Origin of the sequence: Pantoea sp. 9140, assembly GCF_000745295.1 — a bacterium.
GTDB classification, from domain to species: Bacteria; Pseudomonadota; Gammaproteobacteria; order Enterobacterales; family Enterobacteriaceae; genus Pantoea; species Pantoea vagans.
In genome coordinates this window covers 1-26,234 of record NZ_JQNO01000003.1, presented here as the reverse complement: position 1 = coordinate 26,234, position 26,234 = coordinate 1, and the positions used below count along the sequence as shown (strand labels likewise).

20 protein-coding genes are annotated in these 26,234 nt (G+C 51.6%); 5 read left to right on the top strand and 15 right to left on the bottom strand.

From position 1 onward, the window contains the following. Positions 1-28: 28 nt before the first annotated feature. From FA92_RS21705 to FA92_RS21675, 7 genes are all read right to left on the bottom strand, one after another. Complete coding sequence (locus FA92_RS21705; RefSeq protein ID WP_033785205.1) at positions 29-1,033, bottom strand: substrate-binding domain-containing protein; 1,005 nt, start codon at positions 1,031-1,033, stop codon at positions 29-31. A gap of 29 nt (positions 1,034-1,062) precedes the next feature. Continuing rightward, positions 1,063-2,472, bottom strand: coding sequence for a sucrose-6-phosphate hydrolase (locus FA92_RS21700; RefSeq protein ID WP_033785203.1), 1,410 nt, complete (start codon positions 2,470-2,472; stop codon positions 1,063-1,065). Continuing rightward, entirely contained in the window at positions 2,472-3,842 is a 1,371-nt protein-coding gene (locus FA92_RS21695; RefSeq protein ID WP_013356646.1) for a sucrose-specific PTS transporter subunit IIBC, read from the bottom strand. Before FA92_RS21695 ends, FA92_RS21700 begins: the two co-directional genes overlap by 1 nt. A 67-nt stretch (positions 3,843-3,909) precedes the next feature. After that, positions 3,910-5,445: a carbohydrate porin gene (locus tag FA92_RS21690; RefSeq protein WP_013356647.1), complete on the bottom strand. Its 1,536-nt coding sequence runs from the start codon at positions 5,443-5,445 to the stop codon at positions 3,910-3,912. Positions 5,446-5,605: 160 nt separating this feature from the next. After that, positions 5,606-6,532: an aminoimidazole riboside kinase gene (locus FA92_RS21685; RefSeq protein ID WP_033785202.1), complete on the bottom strand. Its 927-nt coding sequence runs from the start codon at positions 6,530-6,532 to the stop codon at positions 5,606-5,608. A gap of 183 nt (positions 6,533-6,715) precedes the next feature. Beyond that, entirely contained in the window at positions 6,716-7,687 is a 972-nt protein-coding gene (locus tag FA92_RS21680; protein ID WP_033785201.1) for a ParB family protein, read from the bottom strand. Continuing rightward, on the bottom strand, positions 7,684-8,886 hold the full coding sequence (locus FA92_RS21675; RefSeq protein WP_033785200.1) for an AAA family ATPase: 1,203 nt from the start codon (positions 8,884-8,886) through the stop codon (positions 7,684-7,686). The genes FA92_RS21680 and FA92_RS21675 overlap by 4 nt, the downstream gene beginning before the upstream one ends. Before the next feature lie 2,355 nt (positions 8,887-11,241). Between FA92_RS21675 and FA92_RS21665 the strand changes: the two genes are divergently transcribed. Further along, positions 11,242-12,315: a RepB family plasmid replication initiator protein gene (locus tag FA92_RS21665; protein WP_033785198.1), complete on the top strand. Its 1,074-nt coding sequence runs from the start codon at positions 11,242-11,244 to the stop codon at positions 12,313-12,315. Positions 12,316-13,798: 1,483 nt separating this feature from the next. Here the strand turns inward: FA92_RS21665 and FA92_RS21660 are convergent. The 3 genes from FA92_RS21660 to FA92_RS21650 form a co-directional block, all read right to left on the bottom strand. Continuing rightward, positions 13,799-14,986 carry a diguanylate phosphodiesterase gene (locus tag FA92_RS21660; protein ID WP_033785197.1) on the bottom strand — a complete coding sequence of 396 codons (1,188 nt, stop codon included), beginning with the start codon at positions 14,984-14,986 and terminating at the stop codon, positions 13,799-13,801. A 306-nt stretch (positions 14,987-15,292) separates the two neighbouring features. Further along, positions 15,293-17,077 carry a GGDEF domain-containing phosphodiesterase gene (locus FA92_RS21655; RefSeq protein WP_013356496.1) on the bottom strand — a complete coding sequence of 595 codons (1,785 nt, stop codon included), beginning with the start codon at positions 17,075-17,077 and terminating at the stop codon, positions 15,293-15,295. 513 nt (positions 17,078-17,590) lie between these two features. Next, a complete protein-coding gene (locus FA92_RS21650) occupies positions 17,591-17,815 on the bottom strand; it encodes a DUF3606 domain-containing protein (RefSeq protein ID WP_013356498.1) in 225 nt (74 codons plus the stop codon). A gap of 371 nt (positions 17,816-18,186) precedes the next feature. On the opposite strand from FA92_RS21650, the gene FA92_RS22895 reads away from it, so the two are divergent. Then, complete coding sequence (locus FA92_RS22895; protein ID WP_013356499.1) at positions 18,187-18,426, top strand: hypothetical protein; 240 nt, start codon at positions 18,187-18,189, stop codon at positions 18,424-18,426. A 174-nt stretch (positions 18,427-18,600) separates the two neighbouring features. Further along, entirely contained in the window at positions 18,601-19,089 is a 489-nt protein-coding gene (locus tag FA92_RS21645) for an Hsp20 family protein (protein ID WP_033785196.1), read from the top strand. Positions 19,090-19,161: 72 nt separating this feature from the next. On the opposite strand, the gene FA92_RS21640 is transcribed toward FA92_RS21645, so the two are convergent. From FA92_RS21640 to FA92_RS21630, 4 genes are all read right to left on the bottom strand, one after another. Continuing rightward, on the bottom strand, positions 19,162-19,926 hold the full coding sequence (locus FA92_RS21640; protein ID WP_013356501.1) for a MerR family transcriptional regulator: 765 nt from the start codon (positions 19,924-19,926) through the stop codon (positions 19,162-19,164). Then, a complete protein-coding gene (locus FA92_RS23525; RefSeq protein WP_197061530.1) occupies positions 19,842-20,018 on the bottom strand; it encodes a hypothetical protein in 177 nt (58 codons plus the stop codon). Before FA92_RS23525 ends, FA92_RS21640 begins: the two co-directional genes overlap by 85 nt. A gap of 109 nt (positions 20,019-20,127) precedes the next feature. Continuing rightward, positions 20,128-20,337, bottom strand: coding sequence for a CsbD family protein (locus FA92_RS21635; RefSeq protein ID WP_010256969.1), 210 nt, complete (start codon positions 20,335-20,337; stop codon positions 20,128-20,130). A 173-nt stretch (positions 20,338-20,510) separates the two neighbouring features. Then, positions 20,511-21,725 (bottom strand): diguanylate phosphodiesterase, encoded by a 1,215-nt coding sequence (locus FA92_RS21630; RefSeq protein WP_033785195.1) that lies wholly within the window; start codon positions 21,723-21,725, stop codon positions 20,511-20,513. A 947-nt stretch (positions 21,726-22,672) separates the two neighbouring features. Here FA92_RS21630 and FA92_RS21625 point away from each other — a divergent pair. Beyond that, on the top strand, positions 22,673-22,906 hold the full coding sequence (locus FA92_RS21625) for a hypothetical protein (RefSeq protein ID WP_033785194.1): 234 nt from the start codon (positions 22,673-22,675) through the stop codon (positions 22,904-22,906). Positions 22,907-22,985: 79 nt separating this feature from the next. On the opposite strand, the gene FA92_RS21620 is transcribed toward FA92_RS21625, so the two are convergent. Continuing rightward, positions 22,986-23,315 carry a hypothetical protein gene (locus FA92_RS21620; RefSeq protein WP_033785193.1) on the bottom strand — a complete coding sequence of 110 codons (330 nt, stop codon included), beginning with the start codon at positions 23,313-23,315 and terminating at the stop codon, positions 22,986-22,988. A gap of 644 nt (positions 23,316-23,959) precedes the next feature. Here FA92_RS21620 and FA92_RS21615 point away from each other — a divergent pair. After that, on the top strand, positions 23,960-25,615 hold the full coding sequence (locus FA92_RS21615) for a methyl-accepting chemotaxis protein (protein WP_033785192.1): 1,656 nt from the start codon (positions 23,960-23,962) through the stop codon (positions 25,613-25,615). Positions 25,616-26,234 lie beyond the last annotated feature (619 nt).

The following is a 26,234-nucleotide window of genomic DNA, read 5'->3' as shown; positions in this document are numbered from 1 at the left end:
AACCGCCGGGGCCAGAAGCGCCCGGCGATTAGCCGCGCAGGCGCAACGTGGCGGGCAGCACCAGCTGGCTGTCTGCTGGATCATTTCCGGCGATCATCGTGGTCAGCATAGAAAAACAGGCCTGCGCGAGCGCCGGAACATTCTGCTCTACGGTGTCGACAGGAATCGAGAGTGAATCATAGAGATAGTGGTCATCAAAACTGGCGATGCGGATATCGCCGGTCAGCAGGTGATGCTCACTCATGTAGCGCAGTACCCCTTCCAGCAGGCCGCAGGCGGCAGTGAAAATTGCTTTAGGTGGACGCCCCAGCCGCTGACATAGTGCGGCAAACATCTCGTAACCGCTGCCGGGATGGTAGTTCCCCTGGATTACCCACTCCGGCTGCAGCGTTACACCGGCCCGCGCCAGCCCCTCTCTGAATCCCGCCAGACGATCCTGAGTCGGAGAAAGATCGGACTGTCCGCCCATAAAGTAGATCTCCTCCGGACAGGCGCGCGCCAGCTTTTCAACCAGCTCAGCGGTGGGCGTCACGGAGTCGGTGATGACCCAGGGCAGCGTCGTGTTGTTCATGTGGCGGTCAAACAGCAGCACCGGCAGCTGTTCGCTGAGGCTGACATAGTCGCTGTCAGTCAGCATACTGGAGGCAACAATCAGGCCGTCGACCTGACGCGCCACCAGATTGTTGACCACGACCCGTTCCTGACCGGCATTTTCGTCGGTACAGGCGATCAGCAACTGCAGACCCGCCGCACGGCAGAGATTTTCCAGCGCATGAGAGAAAGCTGCAAAACCGTGGTTGGTGATCTCCGGTACTACCAGCCCCAGCGTATGACTGCGGGCGTCGTGCAACATCCGCGCATGGATACTGGGCTGATAATGGTGTTCGCGGGCCAGCCTCAGCACCCGCTCACGCGTCTCCTTCGCGACCCTTAACTCTTCGCCACGGCCGTTGAGCACCAGGCTGGCAGTGGCTTTTGAAACCCCGGCCAGCCCGGCGATATCACTGATGGTAACGCGTTTTGTTTTTCTCACGGCAAGACATCGGTTAGGGAAACAAGGGCTTATTCTACCATGCAGCGACGTAACGACCAGTAGCGCGCCTGCAGTTCTGCGCGCCCGCGCAGAGTCAGCAGCGCCGGCTGGTCCGGAAAATAGCGGCTGCTCATCACCCCTTCCCCGTCGTTGATGAAGATCTCAACGCTGGAGTGGTCACACAGAATCTGTAACCGGCGGGCTGCTCCGGTCCAGTAACGATACGTCCATTCACCCGAGATCAGGCTGCGACGGGCAAGCCGCAGTTCGTTGTGCTGCCACGTCAGGATCAGGGTATCGGCGAAATTGAGTTCGATGTTGCCCTGGCTCTCAAGCTCAAGCTCCAGCCGCTGGGCGGCAATCGGCGGCGCATCATCGGCGCGGCCCTGATAGTGCTGCTCGTGCTTGCGCAACGCCTGCAGTTCCGCGATGGGCTGCTGACAGAGCCGCCCGTTACGTGAGCTCAGCTCGCGCAGACAGGTCATCTGGTGGATCCAGCCCTGCGCCACGGTTGGCTGGGCCATCTCTTCACCGTCTGGCGTCCCCATCCAGCCCACCAGCAGCCGCCGGCCATCCGCGGTCAGCGTGGTTTGCGGAGCATAAAATTCAAAGCCGGCATCCATTTCGTTCAGCGGGCCGTGCTGGTATGCAGGCTGCTGATAATCCAGGTCGCCACTCAGCCAGGCACAGGCGTGACTGTTCAGAAAGCGCTTCTCTTCGGGCGCAACACCCTGCGGACAGCAGATCAGATAGGTGCTGTCTCCGAGCGTGAACATGTCCGGGCACTCCCACATATAACCCGCGGCATCCAGCCCGCCCAGTCCGCTGCCCGCAATCTCGCCGGGATTCTGCCACTCCCGCAGATTGTCAGAACGCAGCAGCAGCACCCTGCCCTGCCGCTGCGTATTCTGCGCCGCCAGCACCATGTACCAGCGATCGTCGTGACGCCACACTTTGGGATCGCGAACGTGGCCGGTATACCCCTCCGGCACGGCGATGACCGGACCGAGCTTGTCAAAACCGCCCGCTCTGTTCTGCTGCGCCAGGCACTGCCACGCCGTGCGCGAGCCATCATCAAATTTTACGTTGCCGGTGTAGACCAGTGTCAGTACGCCGTTATCGTCGACCGCGCTGCCGGAGTAGCAGCCACTGCGGTCATACTCCTCATCCGGCATCAGCGCGATGGGCTGATGCTCCCAGTGCAGCAGATCGGCTGAGCGCCAGTGCCCCCAGCATTTATGCTGATGCGCACAGCCCAGCGCGTTCCACTGGTAGAAGAGATGATAGTGACCGTCGAAATGGATGAAGCCGTTGGGATCGTTAAGCAGTCCGGTAACCGGTGCCAGATGCCAGCCGGGATAGTGGCTGTCGCTGAGCGCCTTTGACATCCCCTGCATCACCGCCTGCAGAATGGCGGCAAGACGTGTTGATGAGGCCATTATTCAGAGTCCGTTTTGTATTTGAGCAGATAAGAGATCACAAACGCGGTGGTGAACGCGATGGCGACGCCGATGACATAATTGAGCAGAGAACCCGCCTTAACAATCGCCATGCCCGGCAGACCGGTCAGCCCGACCGCCGTCATATAGACATGGACCGATACCACCCAGGCACCGCCCAGCGCGCCGCCCACCAGACCCGCGATAAAGGGTTTCATAAACCGCAGGTTGATACCAAAGATAGCCGCCTCGGTGATCCCCAGCAGTGCTGAAAACGCCGAGGGCAGCGAAATTGCTTTGATCTTCGCATCGCGGGTTTTAAACCACACCGCCAGACAGGCCCCGCCCTGAGCAACGTTCGCCATCGCCCAGATAGGCAGCAGAAAGTTAACCCCGATAGACGGGTTACCCAGCAGTCCCGCCTCAATCGCATGGAAGCTGTGATGCACGCCGGTAATAACAATCACCGAGTAGAGCCCGCCAAATACCAGTCCCGCCAGCCAGCCAGCGTGAGCAATCAGGGTGCTGAGCACAAAAGAGATCCCATCGCCCAGCATACGGCCCGCCGGACCGATAATCAGCAGCGCAATGAAGCCTGAGATAATCACCGTCAGGAACGGGGTCAGAATAAGATCGAGCGCATCCGGGATCACCCGACGCAGCTGCTTTTCCAGCATGCTCATAAACCATACCGCCAGCAGCACCGGGAATACCGTACCCTGATAGCCAATCATCGCCACTTCAATGCCGAAGAAGTTCATGGTGTGGAAACCGGCGGCGACGCCCCAGGCGTTGGTCAGCGCCGGGTGCGTCAGAATGCCGCCCAGCGTCGCGCCCAGAAATGGGTTGCCGCCAAACTCGCGTGCTGCCGTAAAACCAATCAGGATCGGCAGGATAATAAAGGCCGCTGAGCTGCACATATCCAGCATGATGTAGAGCGCATTTTCCGGATTGACCCAGCCGTAGGTTTTAACCATCCCCAGCAGGCCCATCAACAGACCCGACGCCACAATAGCCGGAATGATCGGCACAAAAATGTTCGACAGCAGACGAGCGATACGCTGGAAAGGATTGAGCTTGCGGGCGGCAATATCAGCAGCCTCAGACTTGCTCGATTCGCTAATGCCAGCTTCGGCGATAAAGGCAGCGTAGACCTTATTTACCACACCGGTACCGAAGATAACCTGAAGCTGTCCGGCGTTGCGGAAGCAGCCTTTAACGCCCTCAATCCGGCCAATCGCGGTGGTGTCCGCTTTTTCATCATCTGCCAGCACCAGCCGTAGCCGCGTCGCACAGTGAGCCGCACTGGCAATGTTCTCTTTGCCACCCAGCAGGGGCAGCAGGGCCCGCGATATTTTTACATAGTCCATACATACCTCACTCTTGTTATGTTTTTATCCGCGTGACGTTCAGGCCCCGGCAGCCGGGGCCGCCCGATCAGAACCAGGTTTCCATCTGTACGCCGAAGTTCCATTCGCCGCCGGCATCGAAGCCTTTGCTGCCGAACGCGTCGTCACTGGCATAGTTATCCAGCCGGTGATCCCAGTTCATCCAGGTGGCAAACAGACGAATCTCCGGACGTTTAAGGAAGTCGCCGACATCACCGGCTTTCAGGGTTGGCGCAACGGTGAGTTTGGTGAAGCTGCCGCTGACCGCGTTACGGTTGTTGTAGCCTTCCGGACGCAGATCCATGTACTGATAAGAGCCTTCATACTGCATCTCGAAGTTCTGCGTGATTTCCTGAATCAGCCGGAGGTTGACTGTCGCCCAGTCATAGCTGTCACCTTTGACATAGCGATCGTCACTGCGCTGTGCCAGTAAGGCGGGCGCAATGTGCCAGCCACCGCCAAGAGGCGTCGTACCGTAACTCGCCAGCCGCCAGGTATCCGCTTCCGGTAGCAGTGCGCCGTCAGAACCAATCGACTTCACCTCAGCGCCCAGGCCATGACCGTAGAGCAGGGCCGTTTTCGACGTGCCTTCTGTCAGCCCATAAAAACTATCGTTATGCAGGCCCAGCAGCGCATGGACGCCGGTTTCTGCCGCATCGCTTTTGACACGGAGACCGTCAATATCCCGGCGATCGTCGTTATCTTTCGCCCGCATACCGCTGACCATCATCTGCACCGGGCCGACAAAGTTATTCAGCGACAGGATGTAGTTCTGTGCGGTGTTTTCATTGTTTTCGATGTCACCAAAGGTACGGCCATAAAGCGAGATGTTGCTGCGTGCCTGATCGCTCCATGTCATGTCGTAGATACCGGCACCGGTTCCGGCAAGGAAGACCACATCGGAGTCGATCCAGTGAATATCGAAGTTATCACGATCAAAACGCTTACCGGCCCAGACCGTTGCGTTATCGAACGCACCGCTGAAAGTGGGAAGCTGTCCCAGCTCGACAAACGCCTGACGCAGGTTGAGATCGCTGCTGGCAGCCGTCCAGTCGTTATAAGTGCGCTGTCCATCGGCCAGCATCGCTTTGAAGCGGGTGGTGGCGCCATTGTCCAGCGTCTGCTTATGTTCAAGGTTGAGCTCAACGTAGGTATCCGGCTCATTACCCAGACGCCCAACGTGACCGCCGGTTTCTCCAGCCGGAGTTACGGTCGGGCCACCCTGAGTTCTGGCGGCAGAGCTGTTCATCAATAATCCTGAGCGGGCATAACCGTGGAACTCAAAGCCACCTTCATCGGCAGATTTTTGTTCCGGTTTCGCAGTGCGCTGCGCGACCTCAGCGGCAGAGGTCTGGGTCTGCTGCTGCACCGCTGCCAGCTGATGAGCTTGCCTTTCAGCCATCTGAGCCTGTTTTTCGGCGACCTCTGCGCGGCTTTCAGCGGCATTCGCCCGCTGCTCGGCAGCCTGCAGGCGCTGCTCCATCGCCGCAAGGCGGGCTTCGATGCTGCTCATGCTGGGATCGGCCCAGACGGATGTGGAAAGGAATATTGCAGAGAGGGCGACAGCTAACGTGCTTTTTTTCATTTTTTTATATCCCTGAGGAGAAGCTATCATCACCGGTATTTTTTGCTAAACCGGTTTAGGCGCAAATCATAGCCACGGGTAATTTCCCTCTGCAATGAAAATAGCTAAACCGGTTTAGTGATTGTGAGATAGCTCCCAAAACAGGGGCATTACAGGATGATTAGCCGGCCAGATCGTCCAGCTGGTGGCGCCAGGGAAGTGCTGTCATGGCTCCTTTCGCCGTGGTTGCAAGTGCGCCACAGCGCTGCGCAGTCACCAGATAGCTGGCAAGTTGTGATTCGTTTACAGGCAGACCCGACTTAGCCAGCTCCCAGAGTAACCCGGCTACAAAGGCATCACCTGCACCGGTAGTATCGACGCTGTCAACGGGCGTGGTGGCATGGTGGGTTATCTGTCCCTGATAACATGCCATCACCCCTTCCCTGCCCCGCGTCACCAGTAACAGGCGAATGCTGAATTTGGCGGCCAGTTGAGGCATGCTGACAGCTGCTTCCTGACCCGGACTAAGAAAATCGAGCTCTTCGTCAGAGAGTTTCACCACGTCCGTATGACTGAGGGCTTCGTTCACCACCGCATGGAGGAGTACCGTGTCGGGCCAGAGATCTTCCCGCAGATTTAAATCGAAGCTGACATGGCCGCCTGCCGCGCGGATTTGTTTCATGGCGGTCAGCGTCGCCGTACGAGAGGGTTCCGCCGCTAAGGCAATGGAACAGCAGTGCAGCCATTCCCCGCGATGAAACTCGGGCAGATCTGACGGTTCAAGAAACAGGTCGGCACTGGGCCGAACCATAAAGGTAAAGGAGCGCTCGCCCTGCTCATCCAGCCCGACCACCACGGTTGATGTGCGATGCTGTGAATCGGCAATCATGCAGGCCGTATCAACATTTTCTTCACTGAGCGTCTGCCGCATAAATTCACCAAACGGATCGGCACCCACCCGTCCGATAAAACCGCTGTTTCCCTGCAGGCGGGCAATGCCAACGGCGACATTAGCGGGTGCTCCGCCCGGACACTGCATCAGGTTACCCGGCATTTCGGGTAGCAAATCGACCACGGCATCCCCGAGGCACCATACGCGAACAGACATAAAAAACTCCTCTGATTAAACCTGAAAGCTAAACCGTTTTAGCTATAACGCTAAATGGTGTCAGCTTCAAGCGTTAACATGTTTAAGTGATATGTGATTAGCAGAGGAGTTTCATGATTAGAGAGCAGGAATAAAAAAACCGGCGCAGCGGCCGGTTCCATTGTCAGTAATGTGTGATGAAGATTATTTAAGCGTAGAGAGTATCTGTCTGATCGACGCATCAATCTGTTCAGCAATCTCTTTCGGCAGACGACTGAATTCATACTGCACGGTGCGCTTCTCATCATTGGTTTTACGACGCGCATAGGTATTGGCCGTAGTAAACGTTGCCAGCTTTTCAGTCACCGTTTTACTGACCGGTGCAGGTTTTTTTAACTGACGACGCGCGCTTTTGAAGCCATTCAGGATTGCGCTCTTCTTCTCGTCTGCATTAGCGTTTTGCAGTGCATCGTCTGCCTCCAGCTTTTGCTGAATTCCGCTGACCAGTCCGGCGACATCAATCGCTTCCGCTTTCGCCTCCTCCCAGACATCAAGCAGCAACTGATAATCCTGAAGGGTCAGCTCAGAAACGACCGGGAAGAGTTCGATAAACTCAGCGGGTACGGATGCGGCCTGAAATGCACGGGAGACCTTAGCATTTGAGATACCTTCCGCTTTAGCAATGTCTGATTTGCTCATGCCACTTTCATTCATCAGCATAAAGCGCAGCCCTAATTCACGCAGGTTATGCTCTTTCGCCGTCTGAATATCAGCAGCCAGCTGACGCGCATCGCTAAGGCTCAGTTCATCCGCGGTGACCAGCACTTCCAGACTGGCCCCGGAAAGAATACAGGCAGCGCGACGGCGCGAGCCATCCATGATCTCAATTCGGTCACCGTTCACGCGACCTATGGCCGGGAAAAATTGCTGCAGTGTAATCGTACGCGTGATTTCCTGCAGCGATTCAGGCGTCAGCGTGCTCTGATCACGTCCATTGATTTTCGGGTCAACGCTGGTTCGGGTTTCAATATCGTCATGCAGGATCAGCTGGCGTACAAAGGTCGCCTTCGCACCTGACTTCAGCGTAAAAGTGCGCGACTGGCTGCTGCTGTCGATCATGTTCGCAATAGCAGAATCGCCGAACTTGCGGCCAATGCGCTGTATCGGTTTGCTCACAGGGTACTCCTGATATATTCGATGCGATCAAACACAGCCCTTGAGAACTGCTCGGCTTCATATTTGGCTTTTCGCAGGGCGTCTGCACTGCCCGGATAGGAAGCGGGGTTGGCACTGATCACCGTGTCAAAGGATTCGCCACAACGCTCAAATCCATCAAGACGCGGTAAGCCGCAGTCCAGCATGGATTTGGTAAATACCTCACGGGCATAACTTTGTGACGTCAGGTGATCATGCTTGGAGGTCATTTTAGACATAAAGCCAATATTAGCTTTGAGCCGCGGCTCGATACCTTCAGCCTCAATACGCTCCAGCATTTCTGGCAGGCGCGTCAGGTACTTCATGGTGGAGTGGAAATCGACCTGTGCCGGCGGCGTCGGTGTCAGCAGCACATCGCTGGCCGCGATCGCATTCAGCATAAAAGAATCAAGATGAGGGCCGGTATCAAGGAAGATAAAATCGTAGTCACCTGCCAGACGGTCGATCACATTACGGCGAAGGACTTCTGAGGGGGCAACGCCGGGCAGATGTTCAGCAACCAGTTCTTCCCAGTCGCTGGCAACGAAGCCATCGTCGATTGAGGCCGGGATAACGTCAACGCCGGGCATGACGGTAGGTTTAATAAACTGCTCGCGAAGCTGGTCTGCATCCAGATCGTTGAGCATAGCCTGCGCTGCTGTTTCCAGTACAGAACCGACACTGTTGGTATGGCTCAGGAACATCGTGCTTGATGCCTGGGGATCCAGGTCAATAACCAGTATGCGCAGGTCATTGTGCAGCATTGAAGGATGGGCGCGCATACCGTGAGCCAGCGTCACGGTGCTGACGGTTTTAGAGACACCGCCTTTAAGGCTGACAACAAACACGACAAAGGGGCCATCATGCCGATCGCGATATTTTGGTACTTTACGATGCTGATAAATGTCGACGACGTTCTGAAGGGTCAGGGCATATTGCGATGTACTGCCGGTTTGCTTTTTACCAAACTGGTATCCTGCTGCTTCCATATCACTAATTGCAGCGACGACAGCGTGCTTACTCAGCAGTGGCATATTAGCAACAGCATTGCGGGAGAAAGTCTGGTAAAAACCTGTCTGGTTAAATTCCTGACGCTGCTGCTCAATGTGGTCACTGAGTCCATGTAACATGGAGTTGGCACGTGTTGCCATCTCCAGCACTCCACCATAATCGCGCTTCATAAGCCCCTCTGCGTTAATGTTTTTTGCATACTACACAAAAAGCGCATACCTGCCAATTTTTTAGGAAAATGCCAAAAACCTGGATTTTTTGTCTCAGGTGGTGGAATGGTTTTCGGAAATTTATGGTCAGCTGTAAAAGAGGATCTCTTGAGCTCTGTGGCCGCAGTCCATTCAGTTTGAGTATATTGAACAGGCATCAGAGAGGAGTGTGACAATGGATGGCGGATGTTAGTGCCCGATATTCGTTTTAATTCTGTAATGGCAGAAATGTCCAGTCGGCAATCGTGGCCCTTGTTTCAGTTGCTGATCATGGTGTTTTCATCATGAAAATTTTCTATATATCCATTTATATCAATATCTTACGAGAATATTCGCTTGGTGAAAATCTGCAGCGAAAATGGGTTTTTATAAAGTATTCTTTTAACTATAAATAGTGGCTTAACGTTAGTGGAAAGTCTAAGTGGTCACCCTGGCAGTACTCTCTTTTTGATAATAAAACCTTGTTCCCTCAAAAGAACAGATATCAGCCTTATACATTACCAAACTAACCTTTTCTGACTTTTAAGATCATCGCAATCGAAATCGAAGAATTCCTTTTCTGGCCCGGAGCCGATCTGTCAGCAATGTAAGCTTTGCTAAGAGCCAGGCGTAGACATGACTTCTTCGAGAAAGTCTATAAAGGCAAAGCTATAGGATGCGATGCTTTACCCACTTTCTTAATAAATCTGCAAAAGAGAGGAAATGTATCGAGCCAGGCTGAAACCCTATACATCAACTATCGGGCTGTGAACTTCTACACGAAAAATGGTTATATGCGTATTGGAGTTACAGCTCCTGTATAGGCAGGACAGAATCTGTCTGTTCCTCTAAGAAATGGTGCTGGTCGTAAGCTTGTCAGAAATTCATATCCTCTTATAACTTTCAATTACGATTTGTTTATAGTCTGTGTGGATGCTTCTCACAGAGTCCTGCAGCATTTGTCACTGCATCTGACAGAGATTCTATTCTTATCGCTGACTGACTTTGATCCCCATAAAGATGTTTTATTTATAGTGTTAGCTTTAGCGGTTTCATGAATACTGTGATGAAACATTGAGATCTGTGAATAGGGCAGGGGATTGAGAGTAACAGGCCAGATAGTAATAACCAGTAACACGCCGCATAAGCAGCAAAAGGAAATCCGCATAATTTAAACATCGTCTGTTCGGTAAGTGTACGGGTATGACAACCAACTTTCTTTTTCCCTCGTGATAAACGATCGTATGCAGTTACCTGATGATGAGACTATGCATAACAAATTTCTTTATGAGCTGGATTTATCAGGTTGGGGAAAAGTATCAATTGCTACGCTACCTTATCGCTGTCTGCTTCATTCAGGAGCCAGTTGGACTTAATGAGTCCATCTTCAACCTCTTGAAACGTTATTTCTGAGATCATAAGCAGGGTGTTTTCACTATGAAAATATGTAAAAATTACTTTTTTATCAGATACATAAATCATTAAATTCATGGTGAAAATCTGTTCTTTACTCATGAACGTTTATTTGAAGAGCTTGGAGATATTCACTCTGGGCTTAAAACCTTAATCTCTTTATGGTTATTGGCACATACCCGATTAAATGCTTTGCCTTGTCAGCAACAGATTGCTCCCACACCTAATAACTCGCTCAGAACCTGCTTATAGAATTCTTAATCTCGTATCTGCAGTTGAAAACCCGTTTGATCTCAGATTTGGTTATTGCTGAATCGTGTCTGTTTTATCCCCGTTATTCACAGGCCAGATCCAATTGGTCGATCCTCAATAGATCAAATTGAGATCCTTAACAGATCCCAACAGGCTTTGAAGCCACGCAGCACAAGGTCTGAAAGGGTGTTGGTATCCACTGTAGCGAGAAGAACAACCACTGCAGAGAGCACAATAACCACTATAGCGAGTAAAGCAACCGCGCTGGCGAGTACTCAACAACCACTGTAGCGAGTAGATAACACTTTTTCATGTGCATAACCCTCGATTGAGCACACCCGCTGCAGTTTTAGAGTCTTTGGCAAGGAAACAGGATAAAAACGGAGATTCTGATTAACCGGGGGCAGGCTTTTTTAACGGGTTATCCACCGAGCAGATCCAATAACAGATCCACATAAGATCCTTTTTAAGTTCCTTAAAGATCCCCGTGCCGCCTCAGCCCCTGGTATCACTGCGATAAAGAAGGTTAGCTAACCACTGTAGCGAGTAAAACAACCACTGTATCGAGATAAATAACCACTATGGCAAGTAGATTAACCGCTATAGTGAGTGCTAGTATCCACTGTATTGAGTAACAGCGGCTCTCGCCTGTTCACATTACGGATCATCCTAATGCCAAGAAAAGAACCAGATATCCTGAACATAGCTGATGCGTTTAGCGAAACAGACAAGCGTACAGGCGAAGTTGTTACTCTAACGCCCAACAGTAATAACACCGTGCAGCCAGTCGCGTTGATGCGTCTCGGCTTGTTTGTTCCAACGCTGAAATCCACAGCGCGCAGTCAGAAAAACCAGATGAATGCGATGGATGTGACTCAGGATCTGAAACAGTTATCTCTGGTCAGATCGGAAGGGTATGACAACATCAAGATTCTGGGTGCCCGGCTGGATATGGATAATGATTTTAAGACCTGGGTTGGGATCATTCGCGCATTCGCCACGCATGAGTGTCTGGGAGACACAGTAACGCTCTCGTTCGTAGAATTTGCAAAACTCTGCGGCATACCTTCTGCGCGCCTCTCATCGAAGCTCAGGAGCCGTCTGGACGCTTCGCTGACGCGGATTGCGTCTAATACCCTGACTTTTACCAGCAAGGGCGGAGAGAACTACACAACGCATCTGGTGCAGTCCGCCAAATACAGCGTCAAAAAGGACACGGTGACCTTACAGGCTGATCCCAAAATCTTTGAGCTGTATCAGTTCGACAGAAAGGTTCTGCTGCAGCTTAAGGCTATTAACGAGCTGGCACGCAAAGAGTCCGCTCAAGCGCTTTATACGTTCATTGAAAGCCTTCCGCCTAAACCTGCACCAATATCCATGGCACGCCTGCGTGCAAGGCTTAACCTTACGTCGCGCGTGATCACCCAGAATGCGACAGTCAGGAAAGCGATGGAGCAGTTAAAAGAGATTGGTTATCTCGATTATACCGAGACCCGCCGCGGCTCTTCCGTATACTTCTGGGTCCATTATCGTCACCCCAAGCTGCGCCCGGCCGAACTGCCGCTCAGCAAGGCAGACCTGATCGATGATGAGATGGACGAGTTTGACGATATGGACAACGATCCCACTATTATTGATGTCAATCTGCCTGAACCGGTGGGTGAAGATGAAAGCAGTGAACTTGTCATGGTATCGCGTGAGGAAAAAGAGTTACTGAATAAAATCAGGAAACAGAAAAAGCATTAGATGCCTGTTCACCACACAGTTCATGGCTGACCCATCCTGCAGCCTGCTAACCACTATAGCGAGAGATGGGCTGTTTAAGGGTATCTGACAGCCCTAACCACTATAGCGAGTTAGATTACTCGCTATAGTGGTTAGCCCCTTTCCGAAAGAGCATCAATATCCAGATGCGCCTGCCTGAAAACATCCTGCAATTTGCTGTGGTCTTCCATTCCGCCTCCCGGACCCAGAGGGTGCATTGGACTTCACAAGAGATCTACTTCCCGTAGTGGTTAGCCAGTACGTGGCTTCACTGTAAACGCTGCAATAAGGCGTTATCGTGTTTATCACTCTCTATAGTGGTTAGTCAGGTCTGGTTAACAGAATGCGGATTCTCCTCCCAATGCCATCTGACGTGTTCCGCAGGCGATATTCAGCTCTTCGGTTTTACTCGCTACAGTGGTTATCGCCATTCTGAAATGGCTATCTCATCCTGGTTTGCCTCATTCTGCCCAAAAGATTTACACGCTACAGTGGTTTTCTGGAGATTTATTGGCTGATGCGTTCAGATAATGATCAGGTGACAGACCCGGTTCTTACAACATTCTCGCTACAGTGGTTATTTTTTTGGATTGAGGGGCGATATTACTCGCTATAGTGGTTAGCAGTATCATTTTACTCTGCCTGTTAATGACATGTAGCTAGTTAAAGTGAGTGCTTACTATCAATATTTATCTCTCATAGCATGATGAGAACAAAAAATTAGCATAGCAGGTAAGGTCAGCCAGGCACTCGCTACAGTGGTTGTGTTACAGGATGAGCAGAATGATTTCGTCAACAGAACAAAGCTATTTTAGCGAATAACAGCGCAAAACAGGGCAGGGCTATCACTCCGTTCCTGCTACATGCACCTCCTCACACGACCTTTTCACTCGCTATAGTGGTTATGCCGCATGGAAGTCGTGCGTGGTGCACTGTTGAGCATAGATAATCTTAGGCTCCTCTTTCTGGATCACTTACTCGATACAGTGGTTATCATCTGAGGACAGAGGTGAGCAGGTACTCGCTACAGTGGTTATCTGAGCGTTTATCGACTGCCTGAGTGATTTATCGGCATAATCCGGATGAATATTGCGCAACATACTGGCTACAGTGGTTGTCATAAACGCTTCGGGCGCACCTTTGCTCGCTATAGTGGATATTTGTCACATTCTATACCCTGATAGTGCAGTTCAGTCTCAGATTTACTTCCTATAGTGGTTAACCTGTAAGCGTTACTCGCTATAGTGGTTATCAGAAAATGTATGCCGGAAATGCGTCAGAAACTCATTCAAAAATGCAGTATCGCGTCCAGGATTTACAAAAGAAGCTTAGAATGCGCAGATAAATAAAGGGGAGTAGGGAGGGCCTGTTAATCATGCCTTTTCCTGAGAGTCGGCACGGCCATAAATGAAAAAAGCGGCCGCTCGCTGGCGTACCGCTTTAAAATTATTAAGACCGCGTACGGTTACATCGCTTCGCGATATTCCGGCCAGGCGACCGATTGGGCCTCATAACGGCCCGCAGATGCGAACAGCGTACCCTGGAAATTGATCACACCTGCAGCTTCCAGCCACATCCACTCTTCAGCCTGTACAATCCCAGCCGCGATAACGGTGATCTCCAGCGCTGAGCAGCACTTGATGATTGCCTGCACCACCGCCTGCTTTGGCCCACTGCGATGAACGTCGCGGGTGATACCGGCATCGATACGGATACGGTCGGGCTGAATATGAGTCAGCAATGACAATCCCGCGGAGCCGTCTCCAAAATTGTCGATAGACAGGCTGATCCCAAACGCTTTTAACGCGCGTACGGCTTCAGAGAACGCATCCAGCTGTGAAATCACGCCGGTTTCACTCACACCAATAACCACCTGCTCCGGCACCAGACCCGCCTGCTGAATGGCTGCCACAATGTGCTCAACAGCGTCGGGTATGACAACCAGCGTCATTGGCAGCAGACTCACGTAGAGCGTCATACCATCGGGACAAACCAGGCCAGCGTGGGCAAAGGTTTTCTTCACGGTTTCCAGATCGTCAACATAAAGCCGGTCGCCGGAAATTTCACCGGTCAGCGCCGGACGCAGGGTGACAGCTTCAATGGCGGTCACCTGACGCGCCAGTGGATCGACCACCGGCCGGAAGCTCACCCCTTCTGTCTCCGGACGGGAATCCGGCACATTAGTGTGCTCTGAAATAAACTCCCAGTAACCTGGCGGCAGAACCTCGTAGTAGTTTTCTTTCTCGCGTGACTCAACAAAAGTACGCAGGAATTGCAGTGCCCGATCATCATAGGTCAGGCGATATTTAGACGTACCTTTGTCCAGGACCGCCTGCAGCAGTGATGAGCGATCGTGTTCGCGCAGATCAAACAGCGACATGCCCGCATTACCAAAACGTCGGGAAGGCGCATAGTCGCGCATTAACTCCACCACATTATGATGCCGGCGATCGGCACAGATTCGCTGATAAACGGCCTGAATGCCCGCTTCCGGGCCTTCAAGTAACTGGAAGAAATGGGTGCCGTTGAATAACAGGATACCGGTTACACCGTGGGTAGTATTGATTTTGCTGGCGTTGTCGACCATTTCCGGTAGGGTTCTGACCGGAAAGTCATCTGAAATATGGCTGCGATAGATTATGGTGGTAAGCATGTGCAGCTCCGTTTTACGTGATTGTTGCGGACACGCTAACATTGATCAAAAAATGTTTCACCTTTACTTGGTTACTGTCGCACAGACTGCACCAGAGCAGGTGGCACTAAGCGAAGCGGCAAATTGGCAGATCTGAATTCAGTTACCTTAATGGTAATAATGCTGCTGGATCTCCGCAGAGAAGCTCATTTCAGTGCATCATAAATAAGACCGCCATCAGGGCGGCCTTGTGGCTTTAGCGGAAAGTTAATCCGCAGCTCAGCAGTGACATAAGCGCAATGTTCAACACAGGTATAGCCTGCAGGTTTAATGACACTCACCACGCAATTTCCAGTGAAGCCAGTGATCCAGCGCCTCTTCGTTTAATGGCCTGGAATAGAAATAGCCCTGAGCCTGATCGCAGCCATATTCTGTCAGGGATGTCACGGCGTCAGGACACTCAACGCCTTCTGCCACCACCGTATAGTCCAGCTCTTTGAGCATGGCGATAATGCTGCGGGCAATAATGCGTGAAGCCGTATCTGAAGAGAGTTCACTGATCAGAGAGCGATCCAGCTTGATAACATCCAGCGGCATACGGCGCAGATAGCTGATATTGCTGTAGCCTGCGCCAAAATCATCGAGTGAAATCGTGAATCCCCGTTCTCTGAGCATCTCCAGTCCGCGAAGGGCGGTGGGGCTTTCCAGGATACGTTCTGTCTCCAGGCATTCGATGCCCAGCAGCGAAGTCGGAAGCTTAGACTTCAGCATTTTGCTTTCCAGCGCGGATGCAAATCCCTCGCATGCAAAATCGCGTACGCTGACGTTGATGGTCAGTGGCAACTGAATACAGTTATTACGCAGTCGTCTGAGACGTTCAACGGCCTGATCGATAATCCAGGCGGTGAGCACCGAGAGCAGATCGGTCTGCTCAGCCAGCGGAATAAAGGCGGCAGGTGAAAGTTCCCCTCTGCTGGGATGTCGCCAGCGGATGAGCGCTTCCAGGCCCACCGGTTTGCCACTCTGCAGGCAAATCTTAGGCTGATAGACCATATAAAGCCCGATGTTATCGCGCAAAGCGGTTTTCAGATCGGTCATCAGCAGGAAATCTTCTGAGCGCTGTGTTTCCGCCTCAATATCAAAACGCTGAGAGGGCAGTCCGCGCCCGACAGCTTCATTCAGCGCGCTGACCGCGCGGCGTAACACTTCCGACGCTGACATGCTGCCGGCAACAAAGGCCGCCTCACCGGTATGAGGCGTCAGTGCAACTGACAGCCCCTCATCCATGTCTGCACTGATACCTTCCAGGCGACCGGCGACCCAGGCTGCACTCAGTCTGCTATCAGCACGGGTCAGAATGGCAAACCGCCCTGTGGCCACGGTGTAGATCATCTCACCCACCGCCGGGCGCAGGCGCAGCGGCAGCAGGGTAGCCATATCCTTCAGCAGGCTTTCAACCGGATTCATTCCCATGGTGCGGGCCAGTTCATAAGCACGTGACATGTCGATGCAATCAATCAGCACCAGACGGCGTGGCGTGGTGTCACCAGCCACGGCCAGATATTGTAAATCACGTATCAGGCGCTGACGGTTAGGCAATCCGGTCACCGGATCGCAAAAACCAGCGGAATGCCAGGCTTCAAGAAAGGACATGACCAGCGTGGAGAGCAGCGTTAATGTCGTCACCTGCTCAACGGCAAACGCATGCGGCTCGGTGTCGGTAACACAGAGCGTGCCCAGAATAATGCCGTCGCGGGTTTTCAGAGGCACACCGGCATAAAAGCGAATAAAAGGTGAGCCGGTGATCAGCGGATGCGTCACGAAACGCGCATCGTGATAGGTATCCGGGACGATCACTGCGCTGTCGCTGTCTACCACATGACGGCAGAGTGAATCCCCACGCGTTGAACGTTGCAGATCAAAGTTATGTGACGCCCGTACGGTCTGGAACTCGTCATCCAGCACAGAGATAAAGCTTCCCGGGATGCCCAGGGCCTGACTGGCTAACCGGACAAATTTTCGCAGAACGTCATCGCGACTTTCGTCAGGGTCACGCAGTGCCTGCAAAGCACGACTTCGGCGTTCATTGTCGCCGTTTAGATTCTTGAGCATGTGTGTGTAACCTCCGCACCGGCTGATTACGGAGCGAAAAAAGAAAACTGTCCGGAGCGAAATTTCATTCGGGCGGCAGTAAATATAGCGTATTTTTTTATTTTCATCCTGATGATAAGGGACTATGCGGCGGGTGTCTCTTAATATTTTCTTTAACGCATAAAGGCGATATTTACGATTCGAAAATTTAATCGAAGCGGTGCCTGATTATTTACCTTTTATATTTTCAGCCCGGCGCAGCAGCGCTGTTAAGGTTTATTCCCGGGCAGAAAATCAATAAGCATTCAGGATGGTTACTATTATTTCTAAGTTGGTTTTCAGAGGGAACAGTCATGATGCCGGAGGCAGGATCGTTATGCGCAGACTACTCAGCGGGATAACCTCTTCAAACACAACGCAAAAGCCGGGCAGAAACCCGGACCGGCAGAGATGACCTGTCAGCGTGCTCCCGGCTGATGCAGGCCAATCCACCGCAAGGCCGGCGTTAACACAGCGTTTCTGTCAGCAATCAGCTTAACGTTTGATGCCATTCAGAGATTGAGCCGGGCGGCGTGGGGGCGGGTTCTGTTCCAGCCAGTCACGCACCTGTTCGGTCCGCGCGCCGCTTTCTCGGATCGCGCGTGTCAGCCTTTCCTGGGTTGTCCTCAGCTCCTGAGTCCAGTAGGTGATTTGCCACTGCTCACGAATTTCCACATGCGACAGATCGTCGGGTGAGCGACGCTGGATGGGATTTTTCATTTATTATCCTCCTCTGGTTTCAATGATGCAGCCTGAACAGGAACCTCAGGCTAAACATCTATCCTGATGAAGAAAGCGGCATTGAGGTAGCGGATTAATCCCTGAATGGTCCTTAAGTCAAATAACAGGATAATTCCTGGCGGAAGAAATAAAGCATTCTAAGGAAATAGGAAAAGTACTGTGAGGACGAAATATGCCGCTTCGCTTACAGAAAAATTTCGCTTAATTGTTGAATCTGAAATTTGACATTTAAGCAAAATAGTCAATTATTCTCTGGTCTTTTCGCTGTGAGCGCTTTCAGGCCGCTTCGCTTTAATTGCTGGCGAAGCGCTGTGCTTTTGCGTTTTTAATCATGTTGAAGGAGTGTTTGTTTGGTTAATCGTCCCCCCAAGCCGCCTGTGGTTGTCCAGAGTAATGTACGTGAACTTCGTCTTGCCGCTGGCCTCTCACAACAGAGCGCCGCTGAGCGTTTTGATCTTAGCCTGAGAGTCTGGCAAACCAAAGAAGCGGCAGGTAATCCGACGCTACTCAGTCAGGGTGAATATGAACTGCTGTTATTACTGGCGGGTTGCCATCCCCATTTCACTCTTGCGCCTCAGAGCAAAAAGTAACGGCTCAGTTAATACCCTGAAATGTATTTCTGTGATAACCGGCCGTACAGTCACGTTAAAAAAAATCTATTAAGCTACTTGAAAGCGGACAACCGATCCCTATTTTAGCGATGATCGGGAATATCATACCGGTCAGATGAACTTTTGGATGAACCTGTTCAGGAGATTATCACCATGTCTGTACAACAGTTTTCTGTTTTTCCTTCGCTGACGGATTCTGTCTTTTCAGACCGTTTTAGCCGTATCGATAAATTGTTCAGCCAGCTGACTGGCGACAAGCCGGTGACGTCAGTTCCCGCTTACGATCTGCAGCGGGTTGAGGATAACCGCTACGCGCTGACCGTCAGCGTACCCGGCTGGAAAGAGCATGAGCTGGAGATAGAACTACGTGGCGGCCGGCTTTCCGTGGCAGGTCACCGGGATGATGCATCCGGGGAGTCGTCCGGCGAAGCTCGGCAGGAGAACAGCAGCTGGATCCATCGCGGCATTTCCCGGCACGATTTCCAGCTAAGCTTTTCGATTCCGGAGCACATGAAGGTGACCGGCGCCAGCCTGGCGGACGGTTTACTCAGCATTGATTTGATCCAGGAAATACCGGAGAGCGAGAAACCGCGTCGTATCCCGATTGCGATCGGCGGACCACGAACGCTGGAACATCAGTAATGTGAACAGGGCGGAAGCGGCTAAGGCTGTTTCCGCCCTTTTAACTGCTGGCAGGGAAGAAGGTCAACCGAATCAGGCGCTGGCAGACATCGGACAGATGGGCGATTGCACGCCAGTATTTGTTCCGGTCAGCATAACAGGATCACCCGCCTCCAGGCTGGCGTGAAATGCCGCCTTCATCGATGCACTGATACCATCGCCACACCACATCAGATGATGCTCAAAGCGGCGATGCGCTACAGCGGGAACACCGCATGCGGCCGCTGCGACTTCAACCCGAAAGCCCTGTCCGTTGAGCCGTATCGCCTCCATCCAGATCTCGGTTTCATCCGTTACGCTGACCGCTTCAAGAAACAGTGGTACGGTGCTGCGTCGCCGTGCGGCCAGCGACAGGCGCTCCCACTGGCCGATGACGGCACTATGAAAACGCTGCTGACGCTGGGCTGCTCCTTCGCTGAGGTCAGAACGCAGCCAGAGGTTGAGCGGCCGCAGATAGCGATTAACATAGTCATCACCACAGTAGTCGGTATTCATCATCTGCAGTTCACGTTCAACATCTGCGTCCGGATTGTTCGCCAGCAGTTGCAACATATCCTCTTCCCGGCAGGCCCAGCCGCCGGGCAGCGTGACGCTGGGCCAGTTAAGGGCAGCATGGATATCAAACAGCGTATGGCCTCCTGATGTCATTTCACGAACGCAGAGCGCGCGCGTGAGCTGCTGATCTGAATAGCCAGCAGGGCCAGGCGGTGTGATCAGCCCGGCCCGGCGCCAGCGACGCAGGGTTTCAGGAAGAACACCGACGAGACCACATACGGTGTCGGTAGAGTGGTGAGGCATAGTTGATATCCGGGAAGCGTTGCAATCCCATGATCGGGAAAGATGGCCGCATTATGCGCGCCAGGAATAAATAAAGAAACAATCATTTCCATAATCTGTCCCTGCAACAGGTACAGAGGTGTCAGAGAGTAAATGAACAGACGGAGAGAAGGGCTGACGGGCAGGTGCCGGGCGCAGAGACGCCCGGCGATTAAGAACGCTTTACCAGTGGTACTTGTTGGAATCTTCCCACTCTTTTACTTCTTTTTCGGCACGGTCTTTCTCGTAGCCGTAGCGTTCCTGAATTTTACCGACCAGCTGATCGCGCTTCCCTTCTACAACGGTCATATCATCATCCGTAAGATCACCCCATTTTTCCTTGACCTTACCTTTGAACTGCTTCCAGTTGCCGCCAATGCGATCTTCGTTCATGGTGATTCTCCCAATTCCGGTTGTTATCCAGGGACCTGATGAATATCTGTCCTGCCAGAAGGCTGTCAGATGGATCAAGCATGGCACAGCTTTTGCTTTTTGCAGCGAAGCGGTGTGAGCCGCTTCAAACTATGAGCATAAGGGCAGGCAGGGAGGTATTTCTGCCGGGGAAATCACGGGCGTCGTGCAGGCCAGCTAACAGCAGGCAGAGCATTAAGGGCAGGGCGGGCAAACAGAAAGCCCTGGTAATAACTGACCCCGGCACCTTCCAGCCAGAGCCACTCTTCAATTTTCTCCACGCCTTCCGCAATGACCGTAATTTCCAGCGCCTGGCAGCATTTAAGGATGGCCAGCACAATCGCCTGACGCGGGCCGCTGCGATGAATATCGGTGATCAGCTTGCGATCGATCTTAACTTTGTCGGGCTGGAAATCGGCGAGCAGCGACAGGCCGGCGAAACCGGCACCGAAATCATCAAGGGCCAGGCTGATTCCGGCTGCTTTCAGCTGGCGCACAGCAAACTGAAAGGCATCGAAGCGGGAGATGACCTCATCTTCAGTCACCTCAACCACCACCTGCTCAGGGCGCAATCCCTGTTGCCTGATCTGCTGAATGAGATGTTCAACCGCATCGTCGATCACCACCAGCGACATGGGCAGCAGGTTGACGGAGAGCGTCTGCTCCCGCAGACCGAGATGTCTGGCCAGCTGAAACGCATAGGTTTTGGAATGGAGATCCGCCTGATAACGCTCGCCTTCCGGCAGCTGTGAAAAGTAGTCTGCGGGTGGTGCGCCCTGAAGACCGCGTATCAGGGCTTCGCAGGAGACAATCCGGCGATTCGCAGCGTCTACGATAGGCTGAAGCGCAAATTCACAGCGCTGATCCGCTGCAGGCTGCAGGGGTGGCCGGGCACTGACGGTAAGAGGCGCAGTCAGTGTCCACTCGCTGGCAGGGGCAATCCCGATAAACGTTTCTTTATCTCTGCCTTCGACAAAAGAACGCAAAAACTTCACTACCCGGTCATGTCTGATTCGCTCATCAGTCAGGGTGACCCGTTTAAGCAGGGCTTCCACGACGGTATGTTTCTGATAGTCACGTAAATCAAATAAGGCCATGCCGGCATGACCAAAGCGACGTGCAGGGGCATAGTCTCGCATCAGTTCAATCAGATTAAAATGCCGATCATCCCGACTGATATGCTGAAAAACCGTGTGAACATTCTCAACGCTCCCTTCAAGCACCTGAAAAAAGTGCTGCCCGTCATAGAGCAGTATCCCGGTGACTTCAGCTTCAGCGTTTTTAATACTGGCGCGCTCCACCAGCGCTTTAAGCTTCTCTGGCGAGACCGAACCCGCAAGCTGGCTACGGTAAATCAGGGTGGAGAGCATAAGCAGACTCACATGACAGGAAGTTACTGATTAACCATACCACATAAATATTGATGGTTAAGGGCATAACTGCGGCCAATATATCGTTCTGCTTGCGGCATCAAACCGGGCATAGGGCAGGGTAATACTTCAGGCTTTAAGCACACACATGTCAGATGGCGTCTCAATAATAAACCGGCGAATAAGCTGAGATAAAAGAAAAGCCCCCGCAAAAGCGGGGGCGAAGAGCGGATATAGCGCATTATTATAACGTCACGACATCCCTGGTGAGGCGCCGGTCATTCGGGTTGTGCCTGATTATTACGCGCTTTATATTCTCCTTACCATGTTGTTCTGGCGGGATTATTAAGCGGGTAAAAATCAGTTTCTCTGATATTTCAGAAAATTGTCCTGATATTCAATCAACTGGTTTGGGCTTTTGATAATATCAGCACAGCCATTGAATTATCAGGTTACAAATCCACCACTTTTCCAGTCGCAATCTTAACGTCTTCAGCAGGTTTAACCGGTACGCGTAAACATTACTCGCCTGCAGAGTTAACTGCGTGTCGACATCTGCGGTAACTGAAAAAGTGCCCCCCTGTAAAAGGGGGCAAGGGTAGGAGTCAGATCACTCTGAAACAGAAGTGGATTTCGTTGCAGAGCCATTTAAAGATAGGGCAAAACCGCTGTTATTTCCGCTGCGGTTAACCCTTTTTTTAGTTAGATATCAAATAATTAAAATGCTTACAATGTAAAATAATGAGCAGGATCAGTCAGTTAATCAGATATGAAAACGATTACTAAGATTAGGATTAAAGTCCTGATCTGCCTGCGGCTACGGCTATTAATGGCCATAATTCCGGCATCCAAAGCATGTGAATGCAGACTTGACCGCCTGACGGATTAATTATACTGTTCATAAACACAGTACTATTTCAAACAAAAGCCGTTGTGGAGTCAATGTGATGTCACAGGATGATGAGATCTGGCATGCTTTCAGAGAGGCGACAAGACAGGATGATGCCGGTCAGTTTACCGTCAGCACCCGGGATTTTGTGGCGGAGCTGCAACAGCGCAACGCACCTCATACACTGCGAGCCGCAAATACCTGGATCGAGATGCATATCACGACCTTCCGTGATATCTCTGTTGAGCCTGGAGAGTGTCGCCTGTTTCAGATGCCTGCGGCGCGCGGTTAACACGCGCCGCAGAACGGAAATAACACCACAGTGCAGGTATTTCAGCCACGCTGCTCTGGCAGATGCTGACTGAATGGCTTCAGAGCCTGGGCGAATGACGACTCATATCTGACCGATCCTGATAGTTAGGATTAGTGGGATAGCTCTTCTCGCAGGTCATGCGTGCCAGGTTGAGCGCAACTTTACGCTTTTTAAGCTTTAACTTTGGCAGCCACTCTTTGAACTGCGCCGTCAGCGACGCTGCCTGCTGTTCAGTTGTGACGCGACAGATAAACAGCTTGCTCTTCGTCTGGCGGCTGACATCAATGGCGTAGATTTCAAAGCCAGCACTGCACTCTTCATATTCAACATCCGTAAACTGCATGTGTGGCCAAAGACCGGTTCTGGTTTCAAATGTGGCTAAATCCATGAGAACTACCTTTTTTATTGTAAGCGTTATTGCTGCGCGACAGACTTAAGCCTGGTCGGGCCAGTGAGCATAGACCACAATCAGCATTCCGCCAGTGGATTCCCTGATTTAATCTGGCCCTGACACAAATAGCTAAAATCTCAGAGATGTACCGCCAGGGTTCACCCGCTCACGTTTACACCTATCAGTTAATCTGATGACACGCCCACATTTCTAATGTTCCTCTCCGGCAACGCCTGCTATTCGCAGCACTGACGTTGCAGGATCTGTTGCCCTCTCTCATGGTGTTAATGTGCCTCTTAACAATAATTATCGTCAGCGATCCTGTTGAATTAGCAGGCTAATCATCAGATCCCAACTGACAGCATTTCAAGCCTGATCCTGACCATCGGGTTGTGTAAACAGCGTGTAAGCAGGCAGGCAGATTTTTGTCGGCATGCATTGTTAAAGGGGAAAGATGAAAGGGGAAAGATGAAAGGGGATCGATAACAGAGAACATCGTGAGGTAGTTCACTCTGTTACAGACGCAAGAAAAAATAAAAAAATATATCCTCCACGATTGATTAAAGCCCTGCAGACGAAAGCCGATAAAAATAATCCAGTTCAAACCAGGTTCACACTTATTTTCTCTCCAGGGGACGTTTATGACTATTACACAGCGTCTGGTATTGATTTTCTCACTGCTTGCAATGTCACTGATTGCACTGGTGATTATTTCTTTATCAGTGATTTCGGGCTTTCAATCCCGTTTTGAATACGTACAGGTGAATGCGATACCCAGCATTCGCGATCTCAACAAATCGATCAGTGTGACCAATCAGATAGGGATTGCTCTCTATCGCCACCAGAGCACTAACGATGCGACAAAACTCCCTGCTGCGGAAGAGCGCATTGAAAATCTGCTTCAGCAGGTTAAGTCATTGAATGATTATTACATGGCGAATGACATCTCCAGTGATGAAGATAAGGCGATGACCGAGCAGGCCTATAAAAATCTGGATGCGGTTCGCAGCGCATTGCCAGCTTTTCTTGCCGCGTCACGCGCCCATAATGATGCTGTCACGCTTCCGTTACTCCAGAGTGATAATGGTGTGGGTGCTGCTGCCCGTAAAATGGAAGCGGATTTTACCCGTCAGATTCAGCTGAATATTGATATTGGCGAACAGCTCAGGGCTGAGAACAAGCGCATTTATTCGCAGACGCTGTGGGCGATGTCTGGTGGTTCGCTGCTGCTTGTTCTGCTGCTGGCCGGTTTCTCCGCTAAGGTGATCCTTGGCATTAAAAGGAGCCTCTCAGGCATCGTCAACACCATGACGCAGGTGAGTCATACGCTTGACCTGACCCATACCGCGGAAGTCAGCAGTAAAGATGAGATCGGCAAAACGGCGATGGCGTTTAACCAGTTGCTGTCACGCGTTTCCGGCACGCTGCTTTCGGTCAGTCACGCCGCGCAATCGGTCAGTGCCGGATCCACGCAAATTGCTGCAGGTAACGAAGATCTTTCCGCGCGTACTGAAGAGCAGGCGGCATCACTGGAGCAGACAGCAGCCAGCATGGCGACGCTGAGCGAAACGGTTCGTCAGAACTCAGAAGGCGCGCATCAGGCCAGCAGCCTGGCGAATAACGCCAATCGCATGTCGATCCAGAATGGCACGTCAGTAAAGCAGATGCTCAACACCATGGATGAAATCCGTGCCAGCTCTGCAAAAATTTCTGAAATCACCGGGCTGATCGAAGGCATCGCCTTCCAGACCAATATTCTGGCACTGAATGCGGCAGTCGAAGCAGCACGTGCAGGTGAACATGGTCGCGGCTTTGCTGTGGTCGCATCTGAAGTGCGTAATCTGGCGCAGCGTTCCTCGTCTGCCGCACGTGAAATCAAAGACCTTATCTCAACGTCGGTTTCACAGGTGGAGCACGGTTTAGAGCAGGCCAGCGGCGTGGGATCAAACAGTGAAAATGTCCGTCAGGCGATTCAGCAGGTAGCCGATCTGGTCAATGAAATTGCCGCGGCAACGTCTGAGCAGAGCAAGGGCATTGAGCAGGTTCATCAGGCGATTGGCCAGATGGATGAGGTGACGCAACAGAACGCCTCGCTGGTAGAAGAGGCTTCATCCGCCTCTAAATCCCTGCAGGAGCAGGCAGAGACGCTGTCAGGGCTGGTGGCGACCTTTACACTGGAGAGCAACCAGCGTGTTGCGCAGTCGCAACACGCTGGTGTACGTCGTCCGGTATTGCAGGCGAAGCAGCCTGATCGCCACACCGTCGACATGACTCAGGCGAACTGGGAAAGTTTCTAATCGCTGAGCAGTAAAATCCTGGCCTCCACACTGTGGGGGCTTTTTTTTATCTTTTATGAGCGAAATAAGAATAATTTTTATTTAAATAAAAATGAAATGAAATCGATTTCATTTTTAAAATATGCTGATCAAATTAACTCTTTAGAGTGAGGTGAGACTGTATCGATATATACAAGAAAAGAGTTCGTCAGGGTTAATAGCGTAATGGAGATTGATTCGATACAGTGCGGATGTCTGTTATCGGCGATAGATGCATTAACTTGAATTTCTTTATTTTCATAACGGTGATGCTGAAGTCAGGCTTACGACTAAAAATGCTGATATGTGCATTATTATTTTATGTTATTGATATTTATAAATATTTTGAGATTTAGCTTAGGTGAAACTTGCAGTAAATATCGTCATTTTATTCACTGTAAAATAACGTACCGCAATCTATACTCCTTTCTGCTGCGATATGCATTTCTGAAATTTCATACCAAACCCCTTTCTTCATAGCGTTATTGCGCTGCATGAGGCGTCTCTGGCTATGTCAAAGAAAGGGTAAAAATAATATGACACGAGCAATTTTGTGCACTACTCACCTGCACGCCCCACACATCAGAGCGGAAAAGAATGA

What these genes read in the sequence shown, in the direction of transcription:
- FA92_RS21700 (WP_033785203.1), bottom strand. Translation starts at nt 2,472, where the DNA reads ATGGCCTCATCAACACGTCTTGCCGCCATTCTGCAGGCGGTGATGCAG.
- FA92_RS21695 (WP_013356646.1), bottom strand. Translation starts at nt 3,842, where the DNA reads ATGGACTATGTAAAAATATCGCGGGCCCTGCTGCCCCTGCTGGGTGGC.
- FA92_RS21690 (WP_013356647.1), bottom strand. Translation starts at nt 5,445, where the DNA reads ATGAAAAAAAGCACGTTAGCTGTCGCCCTCTCTGCAATATTCCTTTCC.
- FA92_RS21685 (WP_033785202.1), bottom strand. Translation starts at nt 6,532, where the DNA reads ATGTCTGTTCGCGTATGGTGCCTCGGGGATGCCGTGGTCGATTTGCTA.
- FA92_RS21675 (WP_033785200.1), bottom strand. Translation starts at nt 8,886, where the DNA reads ATGAAGCGCGATTATGGTGGAGTGCTGGAGATGGCAACACGTGCCAAC.
- FA92_RS21665 (WP_033785198.1), top strand. Translation starts at nt 11,242, where the DNA reads ATGCCAAGAAAAGAACCAGATATCCTGAACATAGCTGATGCGTTTAGC.
- FA92_RS21660 (WP_033785197.1), bottom strand. Translation starts at nt 14,986, where the DNA reads ATGCTTACCACCATAATCTATCGCAGCCATATTTCAGATGACTTTCCG.
- FA92_RS21655 (WP_013356496.1), bottom strand. Translation starts at nt 17,077, where the DNA reads ATGCTCAAGAATCTAAACGGCGACAATGAACGCCGAAGTCGTGCTTTG.
- FA92_RS21650 (WP_013356498.1), bottom strand. Translation starts at nt 17,815, where the DNA reads ATGAAAAATCCCATCCAGCGTCGCTCACCCGACGATCTGTCGCATGTG.
- FA92_RS21645 (WP_033785196.1), top strand. Translation starts at nt 18,601, where the DNA reads ATGTCTGTACAACAGTTTTCTGTTTTTCCTTCGCTGACGGATTCTGTC.
- FA92_RS21640 (WP_013356501.1), bottom strand. Translation starts at nt 19,926, where the DNA reads ATGCCTCACCACTCTACCGACACCGTATGTGGTCTCGTCGGTGTTCTT.
- FA92_RS23525 (WP_197061530.1), bottom strand. Translation starts at nt 20,018, where the DNA reads ATGGAAATGATTGTTTCTTTATTTATTCCTGGCGCGCATAATGCGGCC.
- FA92_RS21635 (WP_010256969.1), bottom strand. Translation starts at nt 20,337, where the DNA reads ATGAACGAAGATCGCATTGGCGGCAACTGGAAGCAGTTCAAAGGTAAG.
- FA92_RS21630 (WP_033785195.1), bottom strand. Translation starts at nt 21,725, where the DNA reads ATGCTCTCCACCCTGATTTACCGTAGCCAGCTTGCGGGTTCGGTCTCG.
- FA92_RS21625 (WP_033785194.1), top strand. Translation starts at nt 22,673, where the DNA reads ATGTCACAGGATGATGAGATCTGGCATGCTTTCAGAGAGGCGACAAGA.
- FA92_RS21620 (WP_033785193.1), bottom strand. Translation starts at nt 23,315, where the DNA reads ATGGATTTAGCCACATTTGAAACCAGAACCGGTCTTTGGCCACACATG.
- FA92_RS21615 (WP_033785192.1), top strand. Translation starts at nt 23,960, where the DNA reads ATGACTATTACACAGCGTCTGGTATTGATTTTCTCACTGCTTGCAATG.